The 21,779-nt window shown below is 55.9% G+C and carries 19 protein-coding genes and 1 pseudogene; 10 read left to right on the top strand and 10 right to left on the bottom strand.

Annotated features, from left to right (window positions below; all coding sequences use genetic code 11):
• Positions 1 to 162 precede the first annotated feature (162 nt).
• The 9 genes from IWY39_RS21105 to IWY39_RS21065 form a co-directional block, all read right to left on the bottom strand.
• The gene (locus tag IWY39_RS21105; RefSeq protein WP_196871703.1) at positions 163 to 1,185 is read right to left on the bottom strand and encodes a phosphotransferase enzyme family protein; all 1,023 of its coding nucleotides are present in this window, start codon (positions 1,183 to 1,185) and stop codon (positions 163 to 165) included.
• Positions 1,178 to 2,461 carry an aminotransferase class III-fold pyridoxal phosphate-dependent enzyme gene (locus tag IWY39_RS21100; protein ID WP_107126161.1) on the bottom strand — a complete coding sequence of 428 codons (1,284 nt, stop codon included), beginning with the start codon at positions 2,459 to 2,461 and terminating at the stop codon, positions 1,178 to 1,180. Before IWY39_RS21100 ends, IWY39_RS21105 begins: the two co-directional genes overlap by 8 nt.
• A gap of 57 nt (positions 2,462 to 2,518) precedes the next feature.
• Positions 2,519 to 3,304, bottom strand: coding sequence for an SDR family NAD(P)-dependent oxidoreductase (locus IWY39_RS21095; protein ID WP_196871702.1), 786 nt, complete (start codon positions 3,302 to 3,304; stop codon positions 2,519 to 2,521).
• Between the two features lie 189 nt (positions 3,305 to 3,493).
• The gene (locus IWY39_RS21090; RefSeq protein WP_107126160.1) at positions 3,494 to 4,117 is read right to left on the bottom strand and encodes a TetR/AcrR family transcriptional regulator; all 624 of its coding nucleotides are present in this window, start codon (positions 4,115 to 4,117) and stop codon (positions 3,494 to 3,496) included.
• Positions 4,118 to 4,255: 138 nt separating this feature from the next.
• A complete protein-coding gene (locus IWY39_RS21085) occupies positions 4,256 to 5,566 on the bottom strand; it encodes an amino acid permease (protein ID WP_107126159.1) in 1,311 nt (436 codons plus the stop codon).
• A gap of 91 nt (positions 5,567 to 5,657) precedes the next feature.
• Entirely contained in the window at positions 5,658 to 6,035 is a 378-nt protein-coding gene (locus tag IWY39_RS21080; protein WP_107126158.1) for a c-type cytochrome, read from the bottom strand.
• Between the two features lie 55 nt (positions 6,036 to 6,090).
• The gene (locus tag IWY39_RS21075; RefSeq protein WP_107126157.1) at positions 6,091 to 6,618 is read right to left on the bottom strand and encodes a YybH family protein; all 528 of its coding nucleotides are present in this window, start codon (positions 6,616 to 6,618) and stop codon (positions 6,091 to 6,093) included.
• A 3-nt stretch (positions 6,619 to 6,621) separates the two neighbouring features.
• Entirely contained in the window at positions 6,622 to 8,577 is a 1,956-nt protein-coding gene (locus IWY39_RS21070; protein WP_229380774.1) for an NAD(P)/FAD-dependent oxidoreductase, read from the bottom strand.
• 460 nt (positions 8,578 to 9,037) lie between these two features.
• Positions 9,038 to 10,027 carry an AraC family transcriptional regulator ligand-binding domain-containing protein gene (locus IWY39_RS21065; RefSeq protein WP_181316848.1) on the bottom strand — a complete coding sequence of 330 codons (990 nt, stop codon included), beginning with the start codon at positions 10,025 to 10,027 and terminating at the stop codon, positions 9,038 to 9,040.
• Positions 10,028 to 10,324: 297 nt separating this feature from the next.
• On the opposite strand from IWY39_RS21065, the gene IWY39_RS21060 reads away from it, so the two are divergent.
• The 5 genes from IWY39_RS21060 (at position 10,325) to IWY39_RS21040 (ending at position 13,624) form a co-directional block, all read left to right on the top strand.
• Positions 10,325 to 11,482 carry an amine dehydrogenase large subunit gene (locus tag IWY39_RS21060; RefSeq protein WP_196871701.1) on the top strand — a complete coding sequence of 386 codons (1,158 nt, stop codon included), beginning with the start codon at positions 10,325 to 10,327 and terminating at the stop codon, positions 11,480 to 11,482.
• Complete coding sequence (locus IWY39_RS21055; protein ID WP_107126154.1) at positions 11,479 to 12,018, top strand: MauE/DoxX family redox-associated membrane protein; 540 nt, start codon at positions 11,479 to 11,481, stop codon at positions 12,016 to 12,018. The genes IWY39_RS21060 and IWY39_RS21055 overlap by 4 nt, the downstream gene beginning before the upstream one ends.
• Positions 12,015 to 12,623, top strand: a complete 609-nt coding sequence (gene mauD / locus IWY39_RS21050) for a methylamine dehydrogenase accessory protein MauD (protein WP_107126153.1) — start codon at positions 12,015 to 12,017, stop codon at positions 12,621 to 12,623. Before IWY39_RS21055 ends, mauD begins: the two co-directional genes overlap by 4 nt.
• A gap of 22 nt (positions 12,624 to 12,645) precedes the next feature.
• Entirely contained in the window at positions 12,646 to 13,164 is a 519-nt protein-coding gene (locus IWY39_RS21045) for a methylamine dehydrogenase light chain (protein WP_107126152.1), read from the top strand.
• 157 nt (positions 13,165 to 13,321) lie between these two features.
• Entirely contained in the window at positions 13,322 to 13,624 is a 303-nt protein-coding gene (locus tag IWY39_RS21040; protein ID WP_107126151.1) for a hypothetical protein, read from the top strand.
• Between the two features lie 79 nt (positions 13,625 to 13,703).
• Here the strand turns inward: IWY39_RS21040 and IWY39_RS21035 are convergent, their stop codons facing one another.
• Complete coding sequence (locus IWY39_RS21035; protein WP_107126150.1) at positions 13,704 to 14,303, bottom strand: TetR/AcrR family transcriptional regulator; 600 nt, start codon at positions 14,301 to 14,303, stop codon at positions 13,704 to 13,706.
• 429 nt (positions 14,304 to 14,732) lie between these two features.
• Between IWY39_RS21035 and IWY39_RS21030 the strand changes: the two genes are divergently transcribed.
• The 5 genes and pseudogenes from IWY39_RS21030 to IWY39_RS21010 all read left to right on the top strand — a co-directional run bounded on the left by IWY39_RS21030 (position 14,733) and on the right by IWY39_RS21010 (position 21,676).
• Entirely contained in the window at positions 14,733 to 16,028 is a 1,296-nt protein-coding gene (locus tag IWY39_RS21030) for an AMP-binding protein (protein ID WP_229380773.1), read from the top strand.
• A 97-nt stretch (positions 16,029 to 16,125) separates the two neighbouring features.
• Entirely contained in the window at positions 16,126 to 18,420 is a 2,295-nt protein-coding gene (locus IWY39_RS21025) for a TonB-dependent receptor (RefSeq protein WP_107126148.1), read from the top strand.
• A gap of 21 nt (positions 18,421 to 18,441) precedes the next feature.
• Entirely contained in the window at positions 18,442 to 19,848 is a 1,407-nt protein-coding gene (locus IWY39_RS21020) for an aldehyde dehydrogenase family protein (protein WP_107126147.1), read from the top strand.
• An 85-nt stretch (positions 19,849 to 19,933) separates the two neighbouring features.
• Entirely contained in the window at positions 19,934 to 20,245 is a 312-nt protein-coding gene (locus tag IWY39_RS21015) for an EthD family reductase (protein WP_107126146.1), read from the top strand.
• 328 nt (positions 20,246 to 20,573) lie between these two features.
• Positions 20,574 to 21,676, top strand: a pseudogene (locus IWY39_RS21010) (IS5 family transposase).
• The last annotated feature ends 103 nt before the right edge of the window (positions 21,677 to 21,779 follow it).

The following is a 21,779-nucleotide window of genomic DNA, read 5'->3' as shown; positions in this document are numbered from 1 at the left end:
CGGACGCTTCGCACTAAAACGAGGTGCGCGGCAGTAAACACAACAGCGCCCTACGGGGAGATCTGGAAAGATCATCGGTTGCACCAGCCGAGTGCCGAGGCGGCAAAAAAGGCCTAGCCTGCGAACTCGGACCCATAGCGCAGAAATATAACCCCGACGTCGCTAGGATTCATTGAGGTAGTTGAGCGCCAGCATTTGAGTCCGATCGATGAACATTGGCGTTAGCGACCTTGCGGTCTCGGTCTCATGCCGCGTGTGCACCCAACCCAGATATGTAAGACTGCGCAGGAACAGAAATAGCGGAAGGAGTTCCCAGTCAGATTCGGGCAATGCACGAGCCGTCCGATAACCCTCCAAAATGGCGTTTCGCATCAAATCTAAATTTGGATCATCGACATGGAAATATAGGGCAGTGGCAAGTTCAAACATGTGCCACCCAAAGCCCGCATCGTCGAAGTCAATGAGCAACAGATCTTCGCCGCGCTGCAGCAGGTTCTCTGGTACAAAATCGGCATGAATGAGGCCGTAGTTCTGCTCCGTCATACCAAAATTGGCAAGATCCTGCCGCGCCTTGTCACAGGCACGCACAAGCAACGCCCGGGTCTGGTCATCGAGGGCGGCCAAGTCTAGGAAGCGTCCCCAAAATGGATCATCGCCCAGAATGCCTTCAGCGTCCCAAGCATGTCGCGCGAAGCCTTCGGGCAGCGACCAATCCGCAGTCTTGCTGTGGACTTCCGCCGCTAACTTGCCGATCCGCCTGAACAAGTCAGCGACCTCATCACCATTTCGGCTTTGAGCTTCCTCGATCGCGCCTACGGGATCGCCATGTAGCCATCCCAGTAAGTCGACCTGACGAGGCTCGGGTATGGCAGGATGCTCCACAATCACAAAAAGAGATCCGCTTCTGGACGGAATGACCGGCGGAGTGCCGACACCCTTATGAAGAAGTGCATCCATCCATTGAAGCTCGGACAGTAGCTCGCTGTCACTGTGATATTCCGAACGGTGAATTCTAAGCGCGTAGCGATGCCCGCTTGTGTCAGTTACCGAAAAAACCGCATTTTCCCGATATTTAATAAGAGCAATGTCGCCTGCCTCTATATCCCAATGCTCAACCGCAGTCCGTGCAAGATCAAGCATGCGCTCCGCCTGCTCTTCGGCGCTCTGTTGATAGAAATCAGCCACGACGAACCTCCCCGAGCACCACATCAAGCGTACTGACCAGAAGGTCCGCATTGTCTTTGCTGAAAGGCATGGGCGGCCTGATCTTCAACACATTGTCGTGAGGACCGATCTTGCTGATCAAAACCCCGTGCCGACGCATTTCGTTGACAATGCGCTTCGCTTCCGCCGTTGCAGGTGCCATCGTCTCGCGGTCGACGACGAGTTCGAGACCGCAGAACAGACCTTTTCCTCGAACGACGCCCACAAGATCATGTTTCGCTCTGAGCGCCTCGAGCCCAGATCGGAGATGTGAGCCGACATCCGTTGCATTCTCAAGTAGCCGCTCTTCCTCCAGAACATCAAGGACGGCGAGGCCTGCCGCTGCAGACACTGGATTGCCACCAAAGGTGTTGAAATACATCGCCACCTTCTGAAAGTAAGCGAGATAATCGGGACGGGTAACCACCCCTCCGATCGGATGACCGTTACCCATGGGCTTTCCCATCGTGACAAAGTCCGGAACGACTCCGTGCTGTTGGTAACCCCACATGGTGTCGCCCAATCGACCGAAGCCTGGCTGGACCTCATCACCGATAAAATATCCGCCTGCCTGTCGAACTAGCGCGACCACTTCAGCGAGATAATTGGCCGGAACTACCGGTAAGCCTTCCGTTGAGAACAGCGAATCCACCAGGATCGCGGCGACCTGGATGCCCGCTTCGCGGAACGAGGCCAATGCAGCCGAAACCTGAGCGACATATGCCTCGCCGACCGACTGCGCGTCGGCCCTGCCCTCACGAACCAGATCAGGTACATGGATGGTCCTCACAAGCGGTCCGACGGCCTCCGGCGAGGGTATTCCGGTCGTCGCCTCAGCCAAGGTTATGGAGTGGCCGTGATAGCTAAAATCGGTAACGATCAGCCCCTGCCCGCCACTTAGCAAACGCGACATCCGAATGGCGAGGTCATTGGCCTCGGTCCCTGTGCAGACGAACATTGCTACGGACAATTGCTCATCGAAGGTGCTTGTCAGACGCTCACCATATTCAACGACATTCTCGTGGAGATATCGCGTATGAATATTGAGTTTTTCCGCCTGCTTGACGATTGCCTCGACAACGCGCGGGTGGCAATGGCCGACGTGTGGAACATTGTTATACCCGTCAAGGTATCGCTTCCCGTCGGCATCCTCAACCCAGACACCGCGCCCCTCGACGAGCCGGAGCGGCTCGTCATAAAAAAGAGGCGATCCTGCACCAAGGACACGCTGGCGACGTTCCAGCAGACTGTTTGTCATGTCTACAATCCCATTAGATTAAGATGTGCCGGAGCGCCCCGGCTGCATCGGCTCGGTTCACATCTTCAGGGTCGGCACACAGACGACCGTGCTACCGCCGTCGATATTCATCACGGCGCCAGAAATAAGCCTGGAAGCATCCGACGAGAGAAAACAGCAAAGTTCCGCCACTTCGTCAGATGTTCCTGCGCGACGAAGTGGAACATCGGATGTCACATGTGCATAGGCACCTTCCAGCGAGACGCCTTCCCTCGCCATAATGGGCTGCATCTCCTCATCAGCCATTGGCGTCTTCACCCAGCCGGGACAGACGGCATTGGCGCGAACGCCTTCATGCCCATAGTCCATGGCAATTGAGCGCACGAGACCGATGACGGCATGCTTTGCGACCACATAGCCAGCCGTCATCGGCATTGCCTGAAGACCGGCAATGGACGACAATATGGTGAACGCGCCCTTGCTCTTTATTAATGCGGGCAAAGTTGCCTTGGCCGTGAAATAGGCGGTGTCGAGATTGGAATGAAGCTGTCGACGCCACGCATCGTCGGAAAGATCGAGCACAGCGCCGGTTTCGACCGTTCCAGCAGCTGCCACCACTGCATCAATTCTTCTAAACCGATCTATTGCTTCACGGACGATCCGATCCATCTGATAAGCACTTCCCGCGTCGCCCGCTGCCACCATTACAGCATCCGGAGCGTTCAACTTAGCCGCGACGGCTTCAATGGGTTCGAGACGGCGGCCCACAAGGATTGCGTAGCCCCCCTCCTCAACGACTTGGGCAGCTACGGCAGCGCCGATACCGGTGCCCGCGCCGGTAATCAGAACCACCTTATCTTTCATGTTTCGCATTGGCCCCTCCATTCCGTGTAACTCGACTATGGTCGAGTTACACGGAATGTCAACGCCCTTCATCGCTCAGCTTGAGGTCCAATCACCCTTAGTGATCCTCGACCGCGGTTTCAGGTCAACTGTAATCGTTTGTCGGTAAAATCGGGTTCAGCGCGTACCCTTCCAAAGAGCGCACAAAAATCACTTTACCGTCGCTAAACTCCTCACCCGTGGCATTTCCAGCGGGAGATAAACGCTGAGGTAGGCGATCGCGGCAGTCTGCGCGTCGGTTAACGCCTGGTCGGTCAATCGAGGGTGATCGAGCAAACACAGGCAAAACATAAGATCTGCGATTTCGATAGCCTGATAAAAAATCTCTTCGCGACGCGGGATTTCCGGAACAACGAAATGCTCTTCGATACGCGCTATTATGATGCGCGCGATTTTTCGGTCGTTGTTCCGATCCGATCTCTTGAGCTCAAGAGGCACCTTTGACCCCCAGATAAGTTGCCGTCGGAACGACCGGTCGTCGAGAAACGCAGCGCCCTGCATGAGAGCCTCTGAGACGATCCCCCGCCACCCCGCAGCGGGATCGGCGTCAAATTTGGAAAGCACTGTATCAAGTTCGTCGGCAATGCGAGTCGACAGCTCAGAATAGAGGTCGAAAATGTCCTTAAAGAACCAGTAGGCGGAGGCCTTGGGGACATCTGCTGCACGTGCGACATCACCGAGATTCAGTTCGTCGAGTGAGAACTGGTCGAGCAGGCTTTCTGCTGCGTCCAGCAGTTTCTGCCTCCTGATACGTCCTCGTTCCTGCGTCCTCATGCCAATCAAGCTCCAATTCCCCTCACCCTGCAGCGGCGGGTCTGCAGGTCATTGCTTTGTAGAGGCCATTGGCAATCCATGACAACCTTAGCTCGTTGCCTCATAGAATGGCGACGTGCACACTCATTGCCGCGAACACTATGAGCTGCCCGCTGCGTGAGTTTGCTCCTTTGGGTCCTTTCGACACAGCAGATAGAAACATACACCGACAATCATCGCGCCGCAGACGCCGCCTAGAACCGGCCAGGACAGTTGGAAGCACGCAACAACAGCTACGCCCGCCAACGCAAGCGTGATTGCTGCAAGAGCAGATCCAAAAGGAGCCTTGAAGGGCCGATGCAGGTCCATCCGCGTCATGCGAAGTTTTAGGAACGCCGCCAGCATGGCGACATATGTCGTGGCAAGCAGTAGAACGACACCCAGGAGGATCGAATCGGCGGGCAATGTGGAGATCGGCATTCCGATGATGCCAATTGTGACTAATGCCGCAGCAGGTGCGCCCCGCCGGTTTGTCGCGCCGAAGATGGACGGAACGCCGTTATCGCGCGCAAGCGAAAACAGCTGTCTCGAAGCAGCATAGCAGAGTGAGAAAAAGGTTGCGAAAAGCCCAAAGATGGCACCCAGACCGATAATCGCCGGCATCAACCCGGATGGTTTGCCTCCGGACCCAAATCCCAACGCGACATAAAGCGGGTCTCCCGCCTGGGCGACCGCTGCGGTGCCGGCGACGCCGGGCGCAAAAATCATCACGCCACACGCCGTGACAACGAGGATTGCGATGGCAACGATCAGCGCCCGCGGCATCGTTCGGCCCGGATCATGCGCCTCTTCCGATGCGATCGCCGCTTGCTCGAGTCCGAGGAACAGCCAGATGGCAAACGGAATCGATCGGAATATCAGGCGTGGCGAGAGCGAAGCACCGGATTGCGCGCCAGTAAGATTTTCGATGTGAAAATGTGGCAGGCAGGAAATGCAGAATAGAAGCAGCGATAACACCGCAACCACACCTGCGGCTAGAACGAGCCCCAGCGCCTCCCCTACACCGCAGAGATGAACTGCAATCACCAGCACGAACATGGCTAACTTGATCGGCCACCCTTCTATGCCCAACAAAGAGGAGACATAGCTGCCCAAAAAGTTGGCAGCTACGCCTGTCCCAATCGCTAATGCAACAAATACTGCGAAACCGGTCAGGAAGCCCGGGAAACGGCCGAAGGCCTCACGAACATAGGCTGAAAATCCACCAGCGCTCGGCAATGCTGCAGAGAGTTCAGCGACACATAACGCCAGACCCGTATATAGGGCAGCGCTCAAAAGTGTGGCCGCGAACATGTTGGACCAGCCATTCGCTAATCCAAAATTCCAGCCAGCAAATTGTCCTGCGACAACGGTCGATACGCTCAACCCGGCGATCAGGGGCCACCGAAGACGGCCATGCTGCAGTTCCATACATCACTCCTAAGATAACTTGATACTGCAGGAGTGGGTCCTGCCGCGCAGCAAACGCCAGCTCATTTGCTAAGCTTCGCCGTGTCCCTGATTATTTCCGAACACTTTGCAGGTACGCTATGACGTTGGCGCGGTCCTTGGCACTGGGAAGCCCAAAGAAAGCCATTTTGGTGCCTTTCACCACACCCTGCGGCTTCGTCAGAAACGCATCGAGCGTTTGCGGCGTCCAGCTGATGCCGGTGGACTTCATCGCGAGAGAAAAATCAAAGCCGCTAAGGCTACCGGCTTTTCGGCCTACTACCCCAAACAAGTTTGGGCCCATTCCGCTGGGTTTATTGGGAGCAACCGCGTGACAAGCGCTGCAGCGCGCAAAGACTTGCTGTCCTGTCTTGGCATCTTGGGCATATGCTGTGTGCGTTGGTCCAATTGCCATAAACAGCGCGCCCAGATGAACGACTATCGATCGCATTTCATTTCACTTTCGTAAGAGAACTGTGAGTTCAGGAGCGAAGAACAGTATTTACTTAGTGAAACGCGCCTTGCTCAAACCGTCCAAGAATATACGGATCCCCGGCGCATACCCACTGGCCGTCCACCTTCGTCCAGATAAAGAGGATAATAAAAGAGAAGGGTTTTTCCGATCCGTCTTTTGACGTCACGAAAAAGTTGGTCCAATCGTAGCCGTCGTCTCCTCTGACATAAGTACGAACAGACTCCACCTTGACGTTATATTTCGCTACGATCTTCTTGTACTCTTCAAGAAACGCGGCGCGGCCTATAGCCGGCTTACCGTCGGGGCCAACCGTTATCGCGTCGCTCGAATAAAAGCGGTTCACGATAGTCTCTGCATCCCCGTCGGCGAATGCCTGCTCTTTCAGGTCATAGAGCTTTTTGATCTCTGCTTTAAAGCGGGAAAGCTCTGCCGGGTCCGACTTGATCGCCTCACCCATAATCATAGATTGCTGAGGTGCTTTAGCCGTGGCGGCGTGCGCGCCAGTACCCACCATGGCCAAAGCAAGGGCGAGGAAACCGGTATTCAAGAAACGTTTCATGCATCAATCCTTCAAAGCAAGCATTTGTTTGGCAGCCCGCTCACCCTCGTCGGCAGCGGTCTCCCACATCTGGGCACCCGATACTTCGCAGTGGCTGAAAGCAATGCGGTGGAAGGGCTCGCGTAGAATGTCCTTCGGTGCCTTCTTCCCGTCTTTTCCGAAGAAGAATCCCGGTGGCCCAACAAAATAAGCGTGACCCTGGCGGTTCGTGATGATACCGGCAATGTCTCGCTTGTCATCGAAGCCGTAGGGACCGAACATCTTATTGAACTGGTCACGCACCTGCATCTCAATGTCTGCAAACGACATTGAGAACATCGCCATCCGACCTTGCGTACATTGCTCCGGCCAAGGTGTTCCAGTTGCCAAAAATGGAATATATTGTGTGAGCACAACCGGCTTGTTGGGATCGAGCGGTTGCGTTTCTTTTCCGTCCAAAACAAGGTTTTTGCGCAGGCTGGTCCACCAGCCGAGTCCATCGAACCAACGAATGGATGCCGCACCGAGCTTATCGAGAAACTTCCAATTGCGAAGCGCGACGTTCACCACGAGTATTGGCGCATGCTGGAAAGCCTGCATCGCCTCGCGGTAAGCGGGCGTGATGTCGTGGCATATATGCTTGTTCGCATGTTGCTGCCCTGCACAAATCACAGCCTTTGCGCGCACCGAAACCATCTTGCCATCCTTGGCATAGGTTACCCGTACGATCGATGCCTTGCCGGGTTTGCCTTCATGGACGACTGAGAACACTGTAGAGGAGAGCCGTAAACGATATTTTTGCCCCGGATTGTCGAGTTGGTCCCAGTTTACGGTGCTATACTGCAAGCCATAGAGAGACAAATCGCCGCTAAGCGCCTCGGGCTTAGCCAGCTTAAGAAAGCGCTTCGCGGCAAACGTATTTCCGCCTGGGAAAGTGGCAAGATATATCGAATCCGTGGGATCGGCGCCTCCATGCGCGTAACGCAGATAGGCATTCACACCCGGCATGAGGAAATTATACGCCGAATAAGCCGATATGACATCGGACCCTTGCCCGGTTCCCATGGCAGCCATGACGGGATCGAGATATTGGCAAACGCCGTCGATGCAATCCTCGGGAACATTGGCGACTTTGAGCAGGAACTCCTTATAGGTCATGCTGTCGAGCCAGCTTTCCCAATCGTCCCGCCGTGGAGGCGTTCGGAATAATTCCAGATCCACCAACGCCTTCTTCAGCTTCTCGGGGATCGGGGCATCCTTGAAGCCGTCCCGCCAGGGGTTCTTTACCATCCCCTTGCCTTCGTAGAAGAAAGCGGCGTCGGAGCGCTCCCACGCGATATGCATTGGGCTCCACATATCTTCAGGGATCTGGATCGGCTGAGAGAGGTTTTCCGCTTTTTGATAAGTGAAGGCTTCGGGATAACCAAGCTCCTTGAGAAAGGGAGCTACAAAACCAGACTCGATAGCGCGGGCAAATGGAACGACGATACCTGTCGAACCCTGCGGCGCCGTGAGATGATAGCCATCCACTTCGAAATCATTCTGTTTGGCTTCGCCGCCGAAAATCGCATGCTGGTCAAGCACAAGAACACGTGCCTCAGGACGTTCCTTGGTGTAGACATACGCAGCCGTGAGGCCGGAAATCCCGGCACCCACAATCACCAAGTCATAGACGTCGTCAACGACCTTGGCATTCGCTATCCGCGCGTCGAGGCTACCATTGCGGATGTCGCCATGCGCAGCATTGACAACCTCAGCTGTATTGCCGTTCTTTCCGGCATAGTCACCAATGCCGCCGGGCCCGGTCCAGTCTTCGCCAAGGCCTGTCAGAGGTGAATCAACCGCCTGGCCCTTCGGAGGCGCAGCTAGCGCAGGCGCGGACGCGCCAAGCAGGGCCGCGCCACTGCCTAACAGCGTACCTCCGACAAAATCCCGTCGCGTTATATCAGGCAAATGATCCTGATCTTTCTTGTCACCCACACTTCTCTCCAGTTCTAGATAAGAACCCTGCACCGCTTCACAAAGCGCCATTTGCTATGCACCAAGCAGTAAAACGCTTGTAAGTTTTTCATCCTACCTGAATTTAACTGTCACTTTTCTTGCAGGACCATGCTCTTAACCTATGTTTTTACACCGTCTTCGTCGGATTCGACGTCAAATTCACACTACCAAATATCAAGCACGTCTTGAACGGGCGATGACTGCGTGCTTTGAATTCACGATATCTCAAGCGCGTTCCAGATTGTGGTCGAGTTTGATCGATCGCATTTTTTTGTCAAGCGAATTCATCGACCCATCGTTCGGCTAATGATCGGGGCGCCAAACTTCGTGGCGTAAATCTGGGTTAGCGCTTCGATCACCAGAACGGGTGACGAAGTAGGCCAAGGCTCTGGCCGACATTGTGTTTGCACACTTTTAGGACTTGCCGCGTTGCAGCTTGCTATTCAGCAACGCCGCCGCCCTCGCAACTTTTGATCAGCGCCGAAGGCGGTTGACCGGTCCATCGCCGCACGGCTCGACACGAGGACGCAGCGTCGGAATAGCCGAGCCGTCGAGCGAGCGCCCCTGCGCGCGCACCATCGTCAAGCGCCTCGTGTAAGACGCTCATCCGCACCTCGTCGACGATGCTGCGCAGGCCGACGCCCTCGCCGGAGAGTCGACGCTGCAGCGTCCTGACAGAAAGGCCGAGTGCTTGCGCTATGGCTCTTTGGGTCACCGGTTGCAGGCCTAGGCGCCGCGCGACTTCCGCTTTTACGGCTTCAGCTATGTCTCGGTCCCGAACGGGCACCTCGATCAGGTCTCTCAGGTGCCGGCGCATGAACGGTAGATATGGCTGGACCCTATCACCAACGCGACGATTGCCCTCCTCCCGCGTGACAAACACGCCGTTAGTCGGCCGGGAAAAATAGAGAGGCGCGCGGAAAAAGCGCTGGAAAGGTAAAAGGTCCGCTGGAGCCGTTTGTTCGAAATGAACTTCAGCGGGGCTCCATCCCCTGCCCAGCCTCAACCTCAGCCAAGTCGTAACAACGCTTAACGTTAGAAGCGCGTCCTGTCGGCGTAAGTGCCGCAAGGACGGCGTGCGGATCCGATATGACCAGGAATAGAGGTCGGTGTCGGTATCAAGGGCAACCTCGGTATCCTCCTGCCACGCTTGCAAGAAAAGCTGAAGCTGAAGGAAGCCGTCGAAAATTGTTTCAGATGATATGAAAAGAACACCCAAAGGGCCAAGGTCGCCCACGTCGAAACGACTGCCGAGTTCAAGGCCGAGATGTGTAACGTCGAGGACGCGGGCTGCCTCCTCAAGATACGTGAGGTAGTCAAACAGCGACACCCACTCATAGGGGTCGATGTTGAGGGAAACCGGATCGAGCGGAGCGCATTGCCCACATTCGCTCGCAAGATTTTTTGTCGCGCGCAATGCGGACAGCATGACGCTTGCTCGAACGCGAGGGCGAGGGCGATCTGTTCTTGGCAGCTTTGTCATCATCACCCCTCCGTGGCGCCGATTAACAACAAAATGGCGCAAAATGCAAAATCAAAATCGGACCTGTTGCGCTAGAGAAGCGGTGACAGTTTCAGACGGGACTTGTCCGAGGACTTTGGAATGTACCCCATCCTCGATAGAGTAATAAAACGATGTTTTGGCCATGGCTGACGCGTGGACCTCCGCGTAGTTGGCCTAAAGAGCGACCGCCACGGTTTAACCAGACAGGATCACGAGCATCTTATGTTCAAGCTGCAATGTCTCTCTACAGCTATTCTGGCCCTGTGTTGCTTCACGGCTCCAGCTCACGCGCAGCTTGAACCCGAGGAACTTACCAAGGTAGAGCTTGCAGAGGTGATGAAACCGCACTGGGTGTGGGTGAATGACATTGCCTTTACTCATATGGTTGATGGGCGTGCCTATTTGATCGATGCCGACACGGGGCAGTTTCTTGGCATGGTGAGCGGGGGTTACAGCCACGGCTCTGTGCAACTCTCGCCGGACGGACGCACTTTTGCAGTGCCTGGTACATTTTACTCTCGCGGCACGCGCGGCGAACGCACTGACGTTGTCACATTTTATGACATGAAAGATTTAGCTCCAGGCGAAGAAGTTGTAATCCCGCCAAAGCGATTTGAGGGCATCGCCTTTTTAAGCGCAATGCCACTTACCGACGACGGGCGATTTTCGCTGATCTACAACTTCACGCCTGAGCAATCCGTCACTGTTGTGGATCTCGAAACGCGGAAACTAGTCGGTGAATTCGCGACCGCCGGCTGTGGCCTGATTTATCCAACCGGCGACCGGTCCTTCTTCATGCAGTGTGGCGACGGATCGCTCCGAAACGGTGTACTGGATGCTGGCGGAAAGATTACGCTTGGCGAACCATCCAAGCCGCTGTTCGACGTCAAGGATCCGGCGACGGAAAAGCCTGTTAGAATTGGCAAACAGCAATGGCTCTTCTTCACCTACAATAGCCAGGTCGTCATCATCGACGGTGCTGGAACCTTGCCCAAGGCAGTTGGCCGGTGGTCGTTGCTTGGCCCGCAGGATGCAGGCTGGCGCATTGGCGGCCTACAACCCGCCGCCATGCATCGGTCGTCGGGACGGCTCTTCGTTCTTATGCATAAGGGCGGGGTCAATACCCATAAGGACCCTGGTACGGAACTTTGGGTATTTGACGTTGCATCGCACAAACGCGTTGCGCGCTGGACGTTAGGAACACCAGCAACCACTCTTGGCATCAGCCAGGACGACAAGCCACTTCTCTACACCGCAATGTTCGGGTCGAGCGATCTGGCCGTGTTGGATGCCGAGACGGGACGGGTTCTTCGTACGGTATCAGGCCTCGGAGAGAGCATGACGACGATCCAGCCAGCTCCCCCAGCGAGAGAAAGATGATGATGGACCCCATCATCGATTGGATAACCCACCTGTTTGTGGGCGGTCTGCTTATCTTAGCAGGAGTGCACAAGCTTTCCGACTTGCGACGCTTCGGGGACGCATTGCGGGGATATCAGCTCTTACCTGAAACAAGCATCGCCATTGTGACCATAGTGGTTCCGGCAATCGAGATAACAACGGGAATGGTGACCTTTCTCGCAATGTCGCGTGCGGGCGCCGCCGGGCTCGTGGCAGGCGTCGGCATTTTCTGCATGTACGCAGCTCTCATACTCCTCAGCCTTGCCCGTGGCATCCGCTTCATCGACTGCGGATGCTTCGCATACGGCGCGCAACCGCCAAGACTAAACGCTGGTATGGCGGCAAGGAACCTCTGCATCGCAGGCTTTGGCACCCTGGGGCTTCTGCCAGCAAGTTCGCGAACCACCGGTTGGCTGGACGTCGCGGCGATCCTAGCAGCAATCGCGACGCTCGTGCTCTTGTACGCAATTTTCGAGTTCATTCTGCTCCTTCCCAAGCGAGACCTGATCCGATGATCACAACCTTGTCCGTTGCGTTAGCCCTCCTATGGCTTTTGGTGCTTGGTCTAGCCGTGGCCGTCCTTGTGCTTTTGAGGCAAGTGGGTCTGCTGCACGAGCGTCTAGGACCGGTTGGCGCTCTTACCTTGACGGGTGGCCCGAAGGCTGGCGACCCCAGCCCCCGCTTTGACCTAGAAGCCATCGACGGACGAAGTGTGAGCATCGGGCACCACACGCCTGGTCAATCGACGCTATTGTTTTTCCTGTCTCCAACATGCCCGGTATGCAAGACACTCCTGCCGATACTAAAGTCGATCGCGCGTGAGCAAGGTTCGCGACTTCGCGTGATACTTGCCAGCGATGGAGAACCTGAAAAGCAAAGAGCAATGGTTTCCAGCGAACGGCTGAGCGACTACCCTCTCCTGCTCTCAACGCCGCTCGGCCTGGCCTTCGAAGTATCCAAGCTACCCCATGCAGTCCTTATTGATTCGCACGGCATTGTTGTTGCCAAGGGCCTTGTCAATAACCGGGAGCATTTTGAAAGTTTGTTCGAGGCACAAGCCAGCGGCATCGCCAGCATCCAGGACTATAACACGCGTCGGCTCGCGCCGGAACTTACTTGACCCCTATGGCGAGAGGAACGTCATGAACCGGATTGATCGTATTACCGAGCGTATGGCGCGACAAGCCGCGCGGACCATTTCACGAAGGAGTTTCATTGGCCGAATGGGGATACTGCTCACCGCCTCGGCGAGCGCGCCTCTGCTCCCAGTGTCGCGGGCTTGGGCAGAAAAAACCGCCGTTCCAGTGCAAGAGAGCGAAACCGGCGATCCTGCATCTTGCGATTACTGGCGCTACTGCGCAATCGACGGCTTCCTGTGTGCGTGCTGCGGAGGATCCCCTTCTTCTTGCCCTCCGGGAACCGAGCCATCACCAATCACGTGGGTCGGTACATGCCGCAACCCGGCTGACGGGAAGAACTACGTGATTTCCTACAATGACTGCTGCGGCAAAACCGCTTGCGGTCGATGTGAATGCAATCGCAACGAGGACGATACTCCCGTCTATCAGCCTTCCATGTCTAACGACATCAACTGGTGCCTTGGCACCGCATCCAGCGTCTATAACTGCTCGACGTCGGTTGTGCTTGGCGTAGCCGACTAGCGTGTCGCGCCGGTACAAAGCTACGCTCCTTGCATCAATTGTTGCGGCGGGAGCCTCAGGCGTAATCCGAGCAGAGGATCATCCGCAACCGCGACATAGCCCCACAATTGACTACGCCATTCATTGTCAGGGCTGCCATTTGCCGAACGGTAGCGGGATGCCCGGCAAGGTGCCCAACATGCGCGGGTATCTTGGTAACTTCCTCCAAGTGTCGGGCGGCCGCGAATATATCGTTCAGGTGCCGGGGTCGGCCAATGCGCGTCTCGATGACGAGGCGCTGGCAGCACTGATGAACTGGCTTGTGATGGAGATGGGCCCCAACGTTCCTGCGAACTTTAAACCTTACACTGCGGCCGAACTAGCCGTGCTGAGGCTGAAGTGGCTGCGCAGCCCTGCGGAAACGCGCCAACATCTGGTCTCCGAAATCAACCGCCGCGGACTTGGTCAAAAAACGCGATAGCCGCCAGATGTCTACGTGACGACCACTCGCGGCCAGCGTAAAGATCACCTGACGAACGCATGCGCTTGTTGCGCTTCGTTCACGACGCAACGGTGTCCGTTTGCCGAAGGACAAGGTTGATTACCATGTCTGCAAGCTCGTCCGGACTGATTGGGCCATCCGGATCAAACCAGGTGTGCGTCCAGTTGATCATTCCAAATAATAACATCGCGCTTGCCCACGCCCTGGCTGGATCGTTTTTTAGGTCAATAAAGATGTCTTGCAGCAGCCCGCCGACCGCCTCGACGATGCCGCGTTGCTGCGCCACGATTGTTGATCGCTTATCTTCGGGAAGATTATCCAGCTCGTTCAGCAAGACTTTCTGAGACGCGACAGCGCCTGTGTAATGACGCATGAACCGATGCACAATTGAACGTAGGAGATCCCGCGGGTTCCCACCTTCACTAAGGATCTCGGCTACATCCTGCTCAAGCAGGTTAATATGCGATGCCATAACGGCGTGCAGTATTTCTTCTTTCGACTGATAGTAATGATAAAGCAGCGATTTCGATGTGTCGCACGCTTTCGCAAGTTCGGATATCGACGTCCGCGAGAAGCCGGATTTGGCAAACAACTGCGCTGCCTTAGCTACAAAGAACTCTCGGCGTTGATCATAATCAGGTGCTTGAGTCCTAGCCATCGTTTCCTACAGTCACACGCTGAGCAAAAGAGCCGCCTAGCACGACCAGACGTAGCGGAGAAGGCTTAACGTAATTGCCCCCATCGCGTTTAGCCGGCGCCCGCCCACACGCATGTTACGCTCTACCGCTTCCCGTTCAAGCAGAGCATGCAATCCGTTTTACTTTTGCTGGGCACCGATCGCGGACCGGCATTCAGGCCGCCAAGGCCGGCTGTTGAGAAAGCGAAACACGGCGCAGCTTGGTGGAAGACATAAAGTGTCAAAAATCCTTTCCCACCCAAAATTATAGTTTGACCGTCCGCTCGGTCAGTTATACGATGGCACCATAAACGCCGCTCGACGGGTCTCCTATTCACGGAGGCACTTGGTAGCGACCGCGAGATCGCCGTCATAAAAATGCCGGCTGGCTATTTGGGTGGAGAGTGGACTTTGGGCGAAGCCGGAATTCCTGGAATTGAGGTAGATCTTGATGGCAAAAGCCTGGCTGCGGTCCAGCTGGAACGATTGCAGGCCACGTTGCGCCACGCCTATGCCAATAATGCGCATTATCGTCGGTCATTTGATGAAGCCGGCGTCCACCCGGATGACCTGCTCAGCCTTGACGATCTCCAGCGGTTCCCGTTCGTTACAAAAGACGATCTTCGGCAGAACTATCCCTTCGGCTTCTTTTGTGTTCCGATGGACAAGGTGGCACGCGTTCATGCCTCTTCGGGCACGACCGGCAAGCCGACGGTGGTTGGCTACACCCGAAGCGATCTCGACACTTGGGGTATGCTGATCGGACGGTCGCTCGCTGCCGCGGGCGGCAAACCCGGAATGCGTATCCACAATGCTTATGGGTATGGCCTCTTCACAGGAGGTCTCGGGGTTCACTTCGGCGCAGAGATGTCGGGCTACACGGTGATCCCGATTTCGGGCGGACAAACCGAAAAACAGGTCCAACTGATTTGCGACTTTGAGCCTGACATCATCATGGTCACGCCGAGCTACATGCTGACTATCTTGGATGAGTTCAAACGGCAGGGAATCGATCCGCGATCAACCTCACTTAAGATTGGCATTTTCGGGGCAGAGCCATGGACCGATTCGATGCGGGTCGAAATAGAGCGCGCCTTTAACCTGAAAGCAGTAGACATCTACGGACTCTCCGAAGTGATGGGTCCAGGCGTTGCATCGGAATTCGCTGCTGATCAAAACGGCCCCACGATCTGGGAAGACCATTTCCTGGCCGAGATCATAGACCCCCAAACCGGCGCGCGTCTGCCTGACGGCGAATTGGGAGAACTTGTCTTCACGTCACTGACGAAGGAAGCGATGCCGATCATCCGCTACCGCACTCGCGATCTGACGCGACTACTGCCTGGAACGTCCAGTCAGTTCCGCCGACTAGGTCGCATCACCGGCCGTTCCGACGACATGCTCATCATCCGTGGGGTGAACGTCTTCCCAACGCAGATCGAAGAACAACTTCTGCGCTGTGAAAGCCTGACCCCGCATTATGAAATTGAAATAGCCCGCCCCAAGCGCATGGATGAGGTGCTCATCAGGGTTGAAGGCCGCCCTGAACATACGCCAGCCGAACATGATGCCGGCGCAAGAAGACTCGCGAATATGGTCAAGACAAGTATTGGCATCAGTGCAAAAATTGAAGTTTGTACATCTGGCCATCTCGCCAGGTCCCAGGGAAAATTATCCAGAGTTAAAGATCTAAGGCTAGTTCAATAATCAATTGGTTTACGTTGGATTGTTCGCAGGGGACCCAACATCATCGAATATAAAACAAATCTCGATGGATCATCTTAACAGAATAAGGGGAATACAAATGAAAATTGGCAAGTTTCTTCTTTGCGCTACGGCCTTTACGTCACTTCCGAATTTCGCGCACGCGGCGTTTACGCGCGTCGCACCGGCAGAAGCCAGCGTATCGGGCGGCGTGGCCGCGCAAGAAGCATCATCCGTTGCTCCGCAGGATAGCGCTACTGAATCAGCGGCAGCCGTCCAATCGTCTGGACCGGGCGACATCGTTGTAACGGCTCAGCGTCGTGAACAACGCCTTCAGGACGTCGGCATCGCGGTAACTGCCCTTGGGGAAGCTGCTTTGGCCAATCTTGGTCGCCAGGATATCAGCGCCTTGGCGATCCAAGTGCCGAGCCTTCAAACCAATCAATACAGTCCTACCATCACCGTATTCAATATCCGCGGCGTTTCACAGAACGACTTTGCCGATCAGCAGGAAGCGCCAATCGCGTTCTACAATGATGAAGTCTATGTCGGCGCCCTTGGTGCCATCAGCGGACAGACCTTCGATTTGCAGCGCGTAGAGGTCCTTCGCGGTCCTCAGGGCACCCTCTTCGGTCGCAATGCCACTGGTGGTCTTGTTCAGATTGTAAGCGCAAAACCCACAGCCGTTCCTGCCGCTTACGCAACTGTTACGGTCGGCAGCTATAATCAGATTGCATTTGAAGGAGCCGTCAGCGGTCCAATCACAGACTGGTTGCGCATGCGCGTATCGGCGACTTCAAATTATAGCGAAGGCTTTATCAAGAATCGGGTCGGGCGCGATGTAGGCGGGAGCAATTTTTATGGCGTGCGCGCGCAACTCGAAGCCGACGTAGGTGCTGGCGGAAAGCTTCTGCTGAAGTTCCAGGGCCTGCGGAACGACAACGAACCTAGCGCTGGTGGCTATTCGCATCAGGCCCTCGGAGTGGATGCCGATGGATTGGGATATGCCCTTCCGGCGAATGTCGATTTTTGGGGTACCGGCCCTGGGAACGACGCCTTCGGGTATCGCGAACCGGACAATGACCCCTATACCGCTTCCTTCGACCAGCGGACCAACTTTAATCGTAAATATTGGACAGCCACCGCTCGCTACACACAAGAGCTAGGTGCAGTCACCCTGACCTCAATCACTGACTATCAGAATCTAAAAAAGGCATATGTCGAAGATTCTGATATGTCTCCCAGTTCAATTTTCACCTACTCGACGCGGCAGAACCTCTATCAATTCAGCCAGGAGCTTCGCCTCTCGGGAGACACCGACAATCTGAACTGGCTCGTGGGCGGATATTTTTTCCGTACCCGGACGAATAACCAGTATATCGCAGACCTTTCGGACTCCATTGCCTTGAGCAGTATTTATGGCGGACGTCAGTTCACCGCATCGGAGGCCATTTTCGGTCAGCTCGAATATAAGTTCAGCCCTCTGATCAGCCTGACCGTGGGTGGACGCTATACATGGGACCGGAAAGATTATAATTTCCGCCACGACCAGACCGATTTCACCACCGGGGACGTGAGCACCTTCCTGTTCAATAGGGCTTTGAACGGCGATCTCGCGCGGGTTAAATCCAATGACTACTCCGGAAAGGTGCAGGTCGATATTCGTCCGACTGATGGCGTTCTGGTGTATGCAAGCATCAGTCGTGGCACCAAGGGCGGTGGCTTCAACGTGCAGGCGTTCCAGCCGATCGATCCAACCTTGCTGCCTTTCGGTCAGGAAACGCTGACCAGCTACGAGGCCGGGGCAAAGCTCACGCTACTGGACGGGGTGGCCTATTTGAACGGATCCGTGTTCCATTACGACTATAATGATTATCAGGCATTCACGATCCAGGGCCTGTCACAGCTGGTATCCAACAAGCCGGCCCGCATCAGAGGTTTCGAGGCAGACATTAACATCCGTCCCGCAACAGGCCTCTCTGTCCAGGCTTTTGTTTCTCATCTTGACACCAAGGTGAGCGACATTGTTCTGCCCAGCGGTCGCATAGTCGACAGGTTAATGCCGCAGGCGCCCTCCTGGAGCTTTGGCGGGTCCCTTCGCTATGCTGCCCAGATTGGCAACGGCGAAGCGGCTATCTCGACCGACTGGAAGTACAACACCGCCCAGTATCTATCGACGTTCAATGCGCCGATCGATCGGCAGGCGCGCTATGCAATCGGCAACGCCCGCCTCAGCTACAATATAAAGCCTGTCGAAATTGCCTTCTTCGTGAACAATGTCACCGACAAGCAATACAAGATCTTCAACCTAGACCTTGGTTCTTCGCTCGGTATTGGACAGCAAACATTCGCAAGGCCGCGCTGGTTTGGCGGTAGTGTGGGCTATCGCTTCTAAAGTGAAACGCAGGAGAGCGTGATGAAGCAGTATGATTTGGTAATCGACGGACAGCAAGTTCGCACCAACGACAGGATCGTCATCAACGATCCTGCAACCGGCGAACCTGTGGGCGCTAGCCCGGTCGCAACCAAGGCCGATGTCGACGCCGCCGTGCGGGCTGCACGCAAGGCGTTTGCAAGCTGGAGCGCTACATCCGACGAGGAGCGCCAGGCTGCGGTCCGTTCGATGGCTGATGCTTTAAGCGCCCATTCTGCCGAATTGGCCGAACTGCTCACACGTGAACAAGGAAAGCCCCTAAATGGACTTGGCTCCCGTTTTGAGTTGGGAGGAGCCGAGGCTTGGGCGCGGTACACCGCCGAACTAACCCTGCCGGTTGAAATCCTTTCGGAGGACGAGACCGGCCGGGTCGAACTTCACCGTAAGCCTCTGGGGGTGGTCGCTTCGATCACCCCTTGGAACTACCCCTTGATGATAGCGATCTGGCATATCGTTCCGGCGATTCGTTCCGGAAACACAGTTGTGCTCAAGCCATCGCCTTTCACGCCGCTGAGCACCATTCGTATGGTCGAAATTCTGAATGAGGTTTTGCCCGCGGGCGTTCTCAACGTTGTCGCTGGACATGACGACCTCGGGCCGATGCTCACGGAACACCCAGACGTTCAGAAAATCGTATTCACAGGATCGTGTTCGACCGGCAAGAAGGTGATGCAGTCCGCGTCCGACACGCTCAAACGCGTGACACTCGAACTTGGCGGCAATGATGCAGGGATCGTTCTCGATGACGCCGATCCCAAACAGATTGCGGAGGGACTGTTCTGGGGAGCGTTCATCAATAACGGGCAGACGTGCGCGGCGCTGAAGCGTCTCTACGTTCCCGACAATCTCTATGAACAGGTCTGTTCAGCCTTGGTCGAATATGGCTCGAAGGTTCCGATGGGCAACGGTCTCGCCGAGGAGAACGTACTTGGGCCGCTCCAGAACAAGGTGCAGTTCGATAAGGTCAACGATCTTGTCGAGGACGCGAAGGCACAAGGTGCACGCGTTCTTCTGGGCGGCGAGCCCATGGGCGGTAACGGTCACTTTTACCCGGTCACGCTCCTCGCAGATGTCACCGACGGTATGCGTATCGTCGATGAGGAGCAATTCGGTCCGGTTCTCCCGATCATCCGCTACCACAACCTTGAAGACGCAATCGCCCTCGCCAATGCGTCGGAAAACGGCCTAGGAGGATCGGCCTGGTCGTCTGATCCGGAACGAGCGAAGCAAGTTGCTGGCCGTCTTGAGGCTGGCAGCGTCTGGATCAACAATCATGGCGCCATCAAGCCCCACGCACCATTTGGTGGCATCAAGTCCTCAGGGATCGGCGTCGAATTTGGTAAGGAAGGGCTGGCAGAGTATACCTCGATCCAAGTCATACACGCGTAATTAGATGGGCAAGCGCCGCGGCAGCCCAGCTGTGGTGCTCCGGTGCTGGCAATGGTGCCTTGATGAAGTTAGAAAGCGAAGAGAGATGACAGTTAGTCTGCTGGCCCTTTACCAAAGCCCCGCCGACCCTGAGGCGTTTATGGAGCACTATGAGAAGGTTCATGTACCGCTTGTCCGTGCAACCCCCAAACTTCAGTCAATCGATGTCCATCGGGTGGCGAAGACAGTATACGGCGGTGAAGGCATTTTCCTAATCGCGCGTATGACATTTGCGGACAGGGCCAGCTTTGATCAAGCGATGGCATCGGCCGAAAACAAGGCTGCCGGCAAGGATCTGATGAGCTTCGCCGCCGGCGCAGTCACCCTTCTTGTGACCGATGACACAAGCGACACATAGCTACGATATACTATGATGTTAGCAGACTTCCATCGGTGAACTGGTCCGGGCTGGTTGATTGGCGATGTCTTTGGATAGAGAAACGTCTGAGATTCTACGCCTATGCGCGCGGGAAGCGCCGCTGTTCCGGCCTAACCGCGTTCGTAATAAGCCAATCCAGAAAGCAGAACACTTTTGGCTGATGTTCTCCATATTGGTGGCGCTTTTCAGCCGCATCTCGCCCGTACGTTTCGCTAGAAAAACAAGAAATCACATGGACGCCTCGAAAAACTCTAGCCTTTGAGGGGTAGATTTGATTCACTTCGCCGACGATGTGGCGGAGGCGATAATGGCGGGGCAGCCGGGTTTCTTCGATCTTTCGGACCGGTACGAGGCGCTGAGTGCGGCGGGCGATCCGCTTGAGCGATTGGGGGCAGTTGTGGATTTACCTGTGGTGGCCTTCGGCTCGAGGTTTTCCGTGGTCCGCTGGTGACAGCGCTTCGTCGCAGCGTTCGCGGCAAAGGCGGGCGACCGCCATTTGATCCGGTGCTCATGTTCAAGATCCTAGTGCTTCAGGCGCTCTATTCGCTGTCGGACGAGGCAACCGAGTTTCAGATCAAAGACCGGTTGTCATTCCAACGGTTCCTGGGCCTTAGGCTCGATGGCACTGTGCCGGATGCGACGACGGTGTGGCTGTTCCGGGAACGCTTGGTAAATGCCAAGGCCATAGATAAACTCTTCGCCCGCTTCGATGCTGCCCTCAAGGATCGGGGCTATCTGGCGATGGGCGGGCAGATCATCAATGCCACGGTCGTGCCAGCACCCAAGCAGCGCAATACCGAAGCCGAAAAGGCCGCAATCAAGGAAGGCCGGGTGCCCCAGGACTGGAAGCCGGCCAAGGCGCGGCAGAAAGATCGCGATGCCCGCTGGTCGATCAAGTACAGCAAAGCCAAGGTCAGGGAGGGCGCCGGCCCCAAAGCGGCCAAGCCGGTCGATCTCGCCATCCCGATGTTCGGCTACAAAAATCATGTCGGCATCGACAAAACCCATGGGCTGATCCGAACCTGGGATGCCAGCACTGCCAATGCCCATGACGGCGCACGGCTGCCAGTTCTGATCAACAAGGATAACACTGCCTCCGGCGTCTGGGCTGATACCGCCTATCGATCCAAGAAGAACGAGACGTTCCTGGCGGATGGCATGTTCACCAGCCACATCCACCAGAAGCGAAAGCCGCGGCGACCGCTGCCCGAACGGATCGCCAGGGCCAATACCAGGCGCTCAAAGATCCGCGCGCAGGTCGAGCATGTGTTCGCCGGGCAAAAGCACCGAATGGGCCTGATCGTGCGCACCATCGGCATCGCCCGGGCTACCGTCAAGATCGGCATGGCCAACCTTGTCTATAACTTCCAGCGCCTGGCCTGGCTCGAGGGGCGAACTGCGCCTGCTTGATGTGAGCCAATGGCCACCGAAGGTAAATCCGGCCCCAGCAGCACCGGAAAAATGAAAATCGCCGAAAAATACGCAGCACATCAGTCATGCCACGCCGCCGCAA

Source organism: Sphingobium sp. JAI105 (genome assembly GCF_015752145.1).
Classification (GTDB): domain Bacteria; phylum Pseudomonadota; class Alphaproteobacteria; order Sphingomonadales; family Sphingomonadaceae; genus Sphingobium; species Sphingobium xenophagum.
This window is presented reverse-complemented; position numbering and strand designations above follow the sequence as displayed.

Bases quoted from the DNA above. Each gene is read 5' to 3' on its own strand.
- IWY39_RS21100 (WP_107126161.1), bottom strand. From the start codon at position 2,461: ATGACAAACAGTCTGCTGGAACGTCGCCAGCGTGTCCTTGGTGCAGGA.
- IWY39_RS21095 (WP_196871702.1), bottom strand. From the start codon at position 3,304: ATGAAAGATAAGGTGGTTCTGATTACCGGCGCGGGCACCGGTATCGGC.
- IWY39_RS21090 (WP_107126160.1), bottom strand. From the start codon at position 4,117: ATGAGGACGCAGGAACGAGGACGTATCAGGAGGCAGAAACTGCTGGAC.
- IWY39_RS21085 (WP_107126159.1), bottom strand. From the start codon at position 5,566: ATGGAACTGCAGCATGGCCGTCTTCGGTGGCCCCTGATCGCCGGGTTG.
- IWY39_RS21080 (WP_107126158.1), bottom strand. From the start codon at position 6,035: ATGCGATCGATAGTCGTTCATCTGGGCGCGCTGTTTATGGCAATTGGA.
- IWY39_RS21075 (WP_107126157.1), bottom strand. From the start codon at position 6,618: ATGAAACGTTTCTTGAATACCGGTTTCCTCGCCCTTGCTTTGGCCATG.
- IWY39_RS21065 (WP_181316848.1), bottom strand. From the start codon at position 10,027: ATGCTGTCCGCATTGCGCGCGACAAAAAATCTTGCGAGCGAATGTGGG.
- IWY39_RS21060 (WP_196871701.1), top strand. From the start codon at position 10,325: ATGTTCAAGCTGCAATGTCTCTCTACAGCTATTCTGGCCCTGTGTTGC.
- IWY39_RS21055 (WP_107126154.1), top strand. From the start codon at position 11,479: ATGATGATGGACCCCATCATCGATTGGATAACCCACCTGTTTGTGGGC.
- mauD (WP_107126153.1), top strand. From the start codon at position 12,015: ATGATCACAACCTTGTCCGTTGCGTTAGCCCTCCTATGGCTTTTGGTG.
- IWY39_RS21045 (WP_107126152.1), top strand. From the start codon at position 12,646: ATGAACCGGATTGATCGTATTACCGAGCGTATGGCGCGACAAGCCGCG.
- IWY39_RS21040 (WP_107126151.1), top strand. From the start codon at position 13,322: ATGCCCGGCAAGGTGCCCAACATGCGCGGGTATCTTGGTAACTTCCTC.
- IWY39_RS21035 (WP_107126150.1), bottom strand. From the start codon at position 14,303: ATGGCTAGGACTCAAGCACCTGATTATGATCAACGCCGAGAGTTCTTT.
- IWY39_RS21025 (WP_107126148.1), top strand. From the start codon at position 16,126: ATGAAAATTGGCAAGTTTCTTCTTTGCGCTACGGCCTTTACGTCACTT.
- IWY39_RS21020 (WP_107126147.1), top strand. From the start codon at position 18,442: ATGAAGCAGTATGATTTGGTAATCGACGGACAGCAAGTTCGCACCAAC.
- IWY39_RS21015 (WP_107126146.1), top strand. From the start codon at position 19,934: ATGACAGTTAGTCTGCTGGCCCTTTACCAAAGCCCCGCCGACCCTGAG.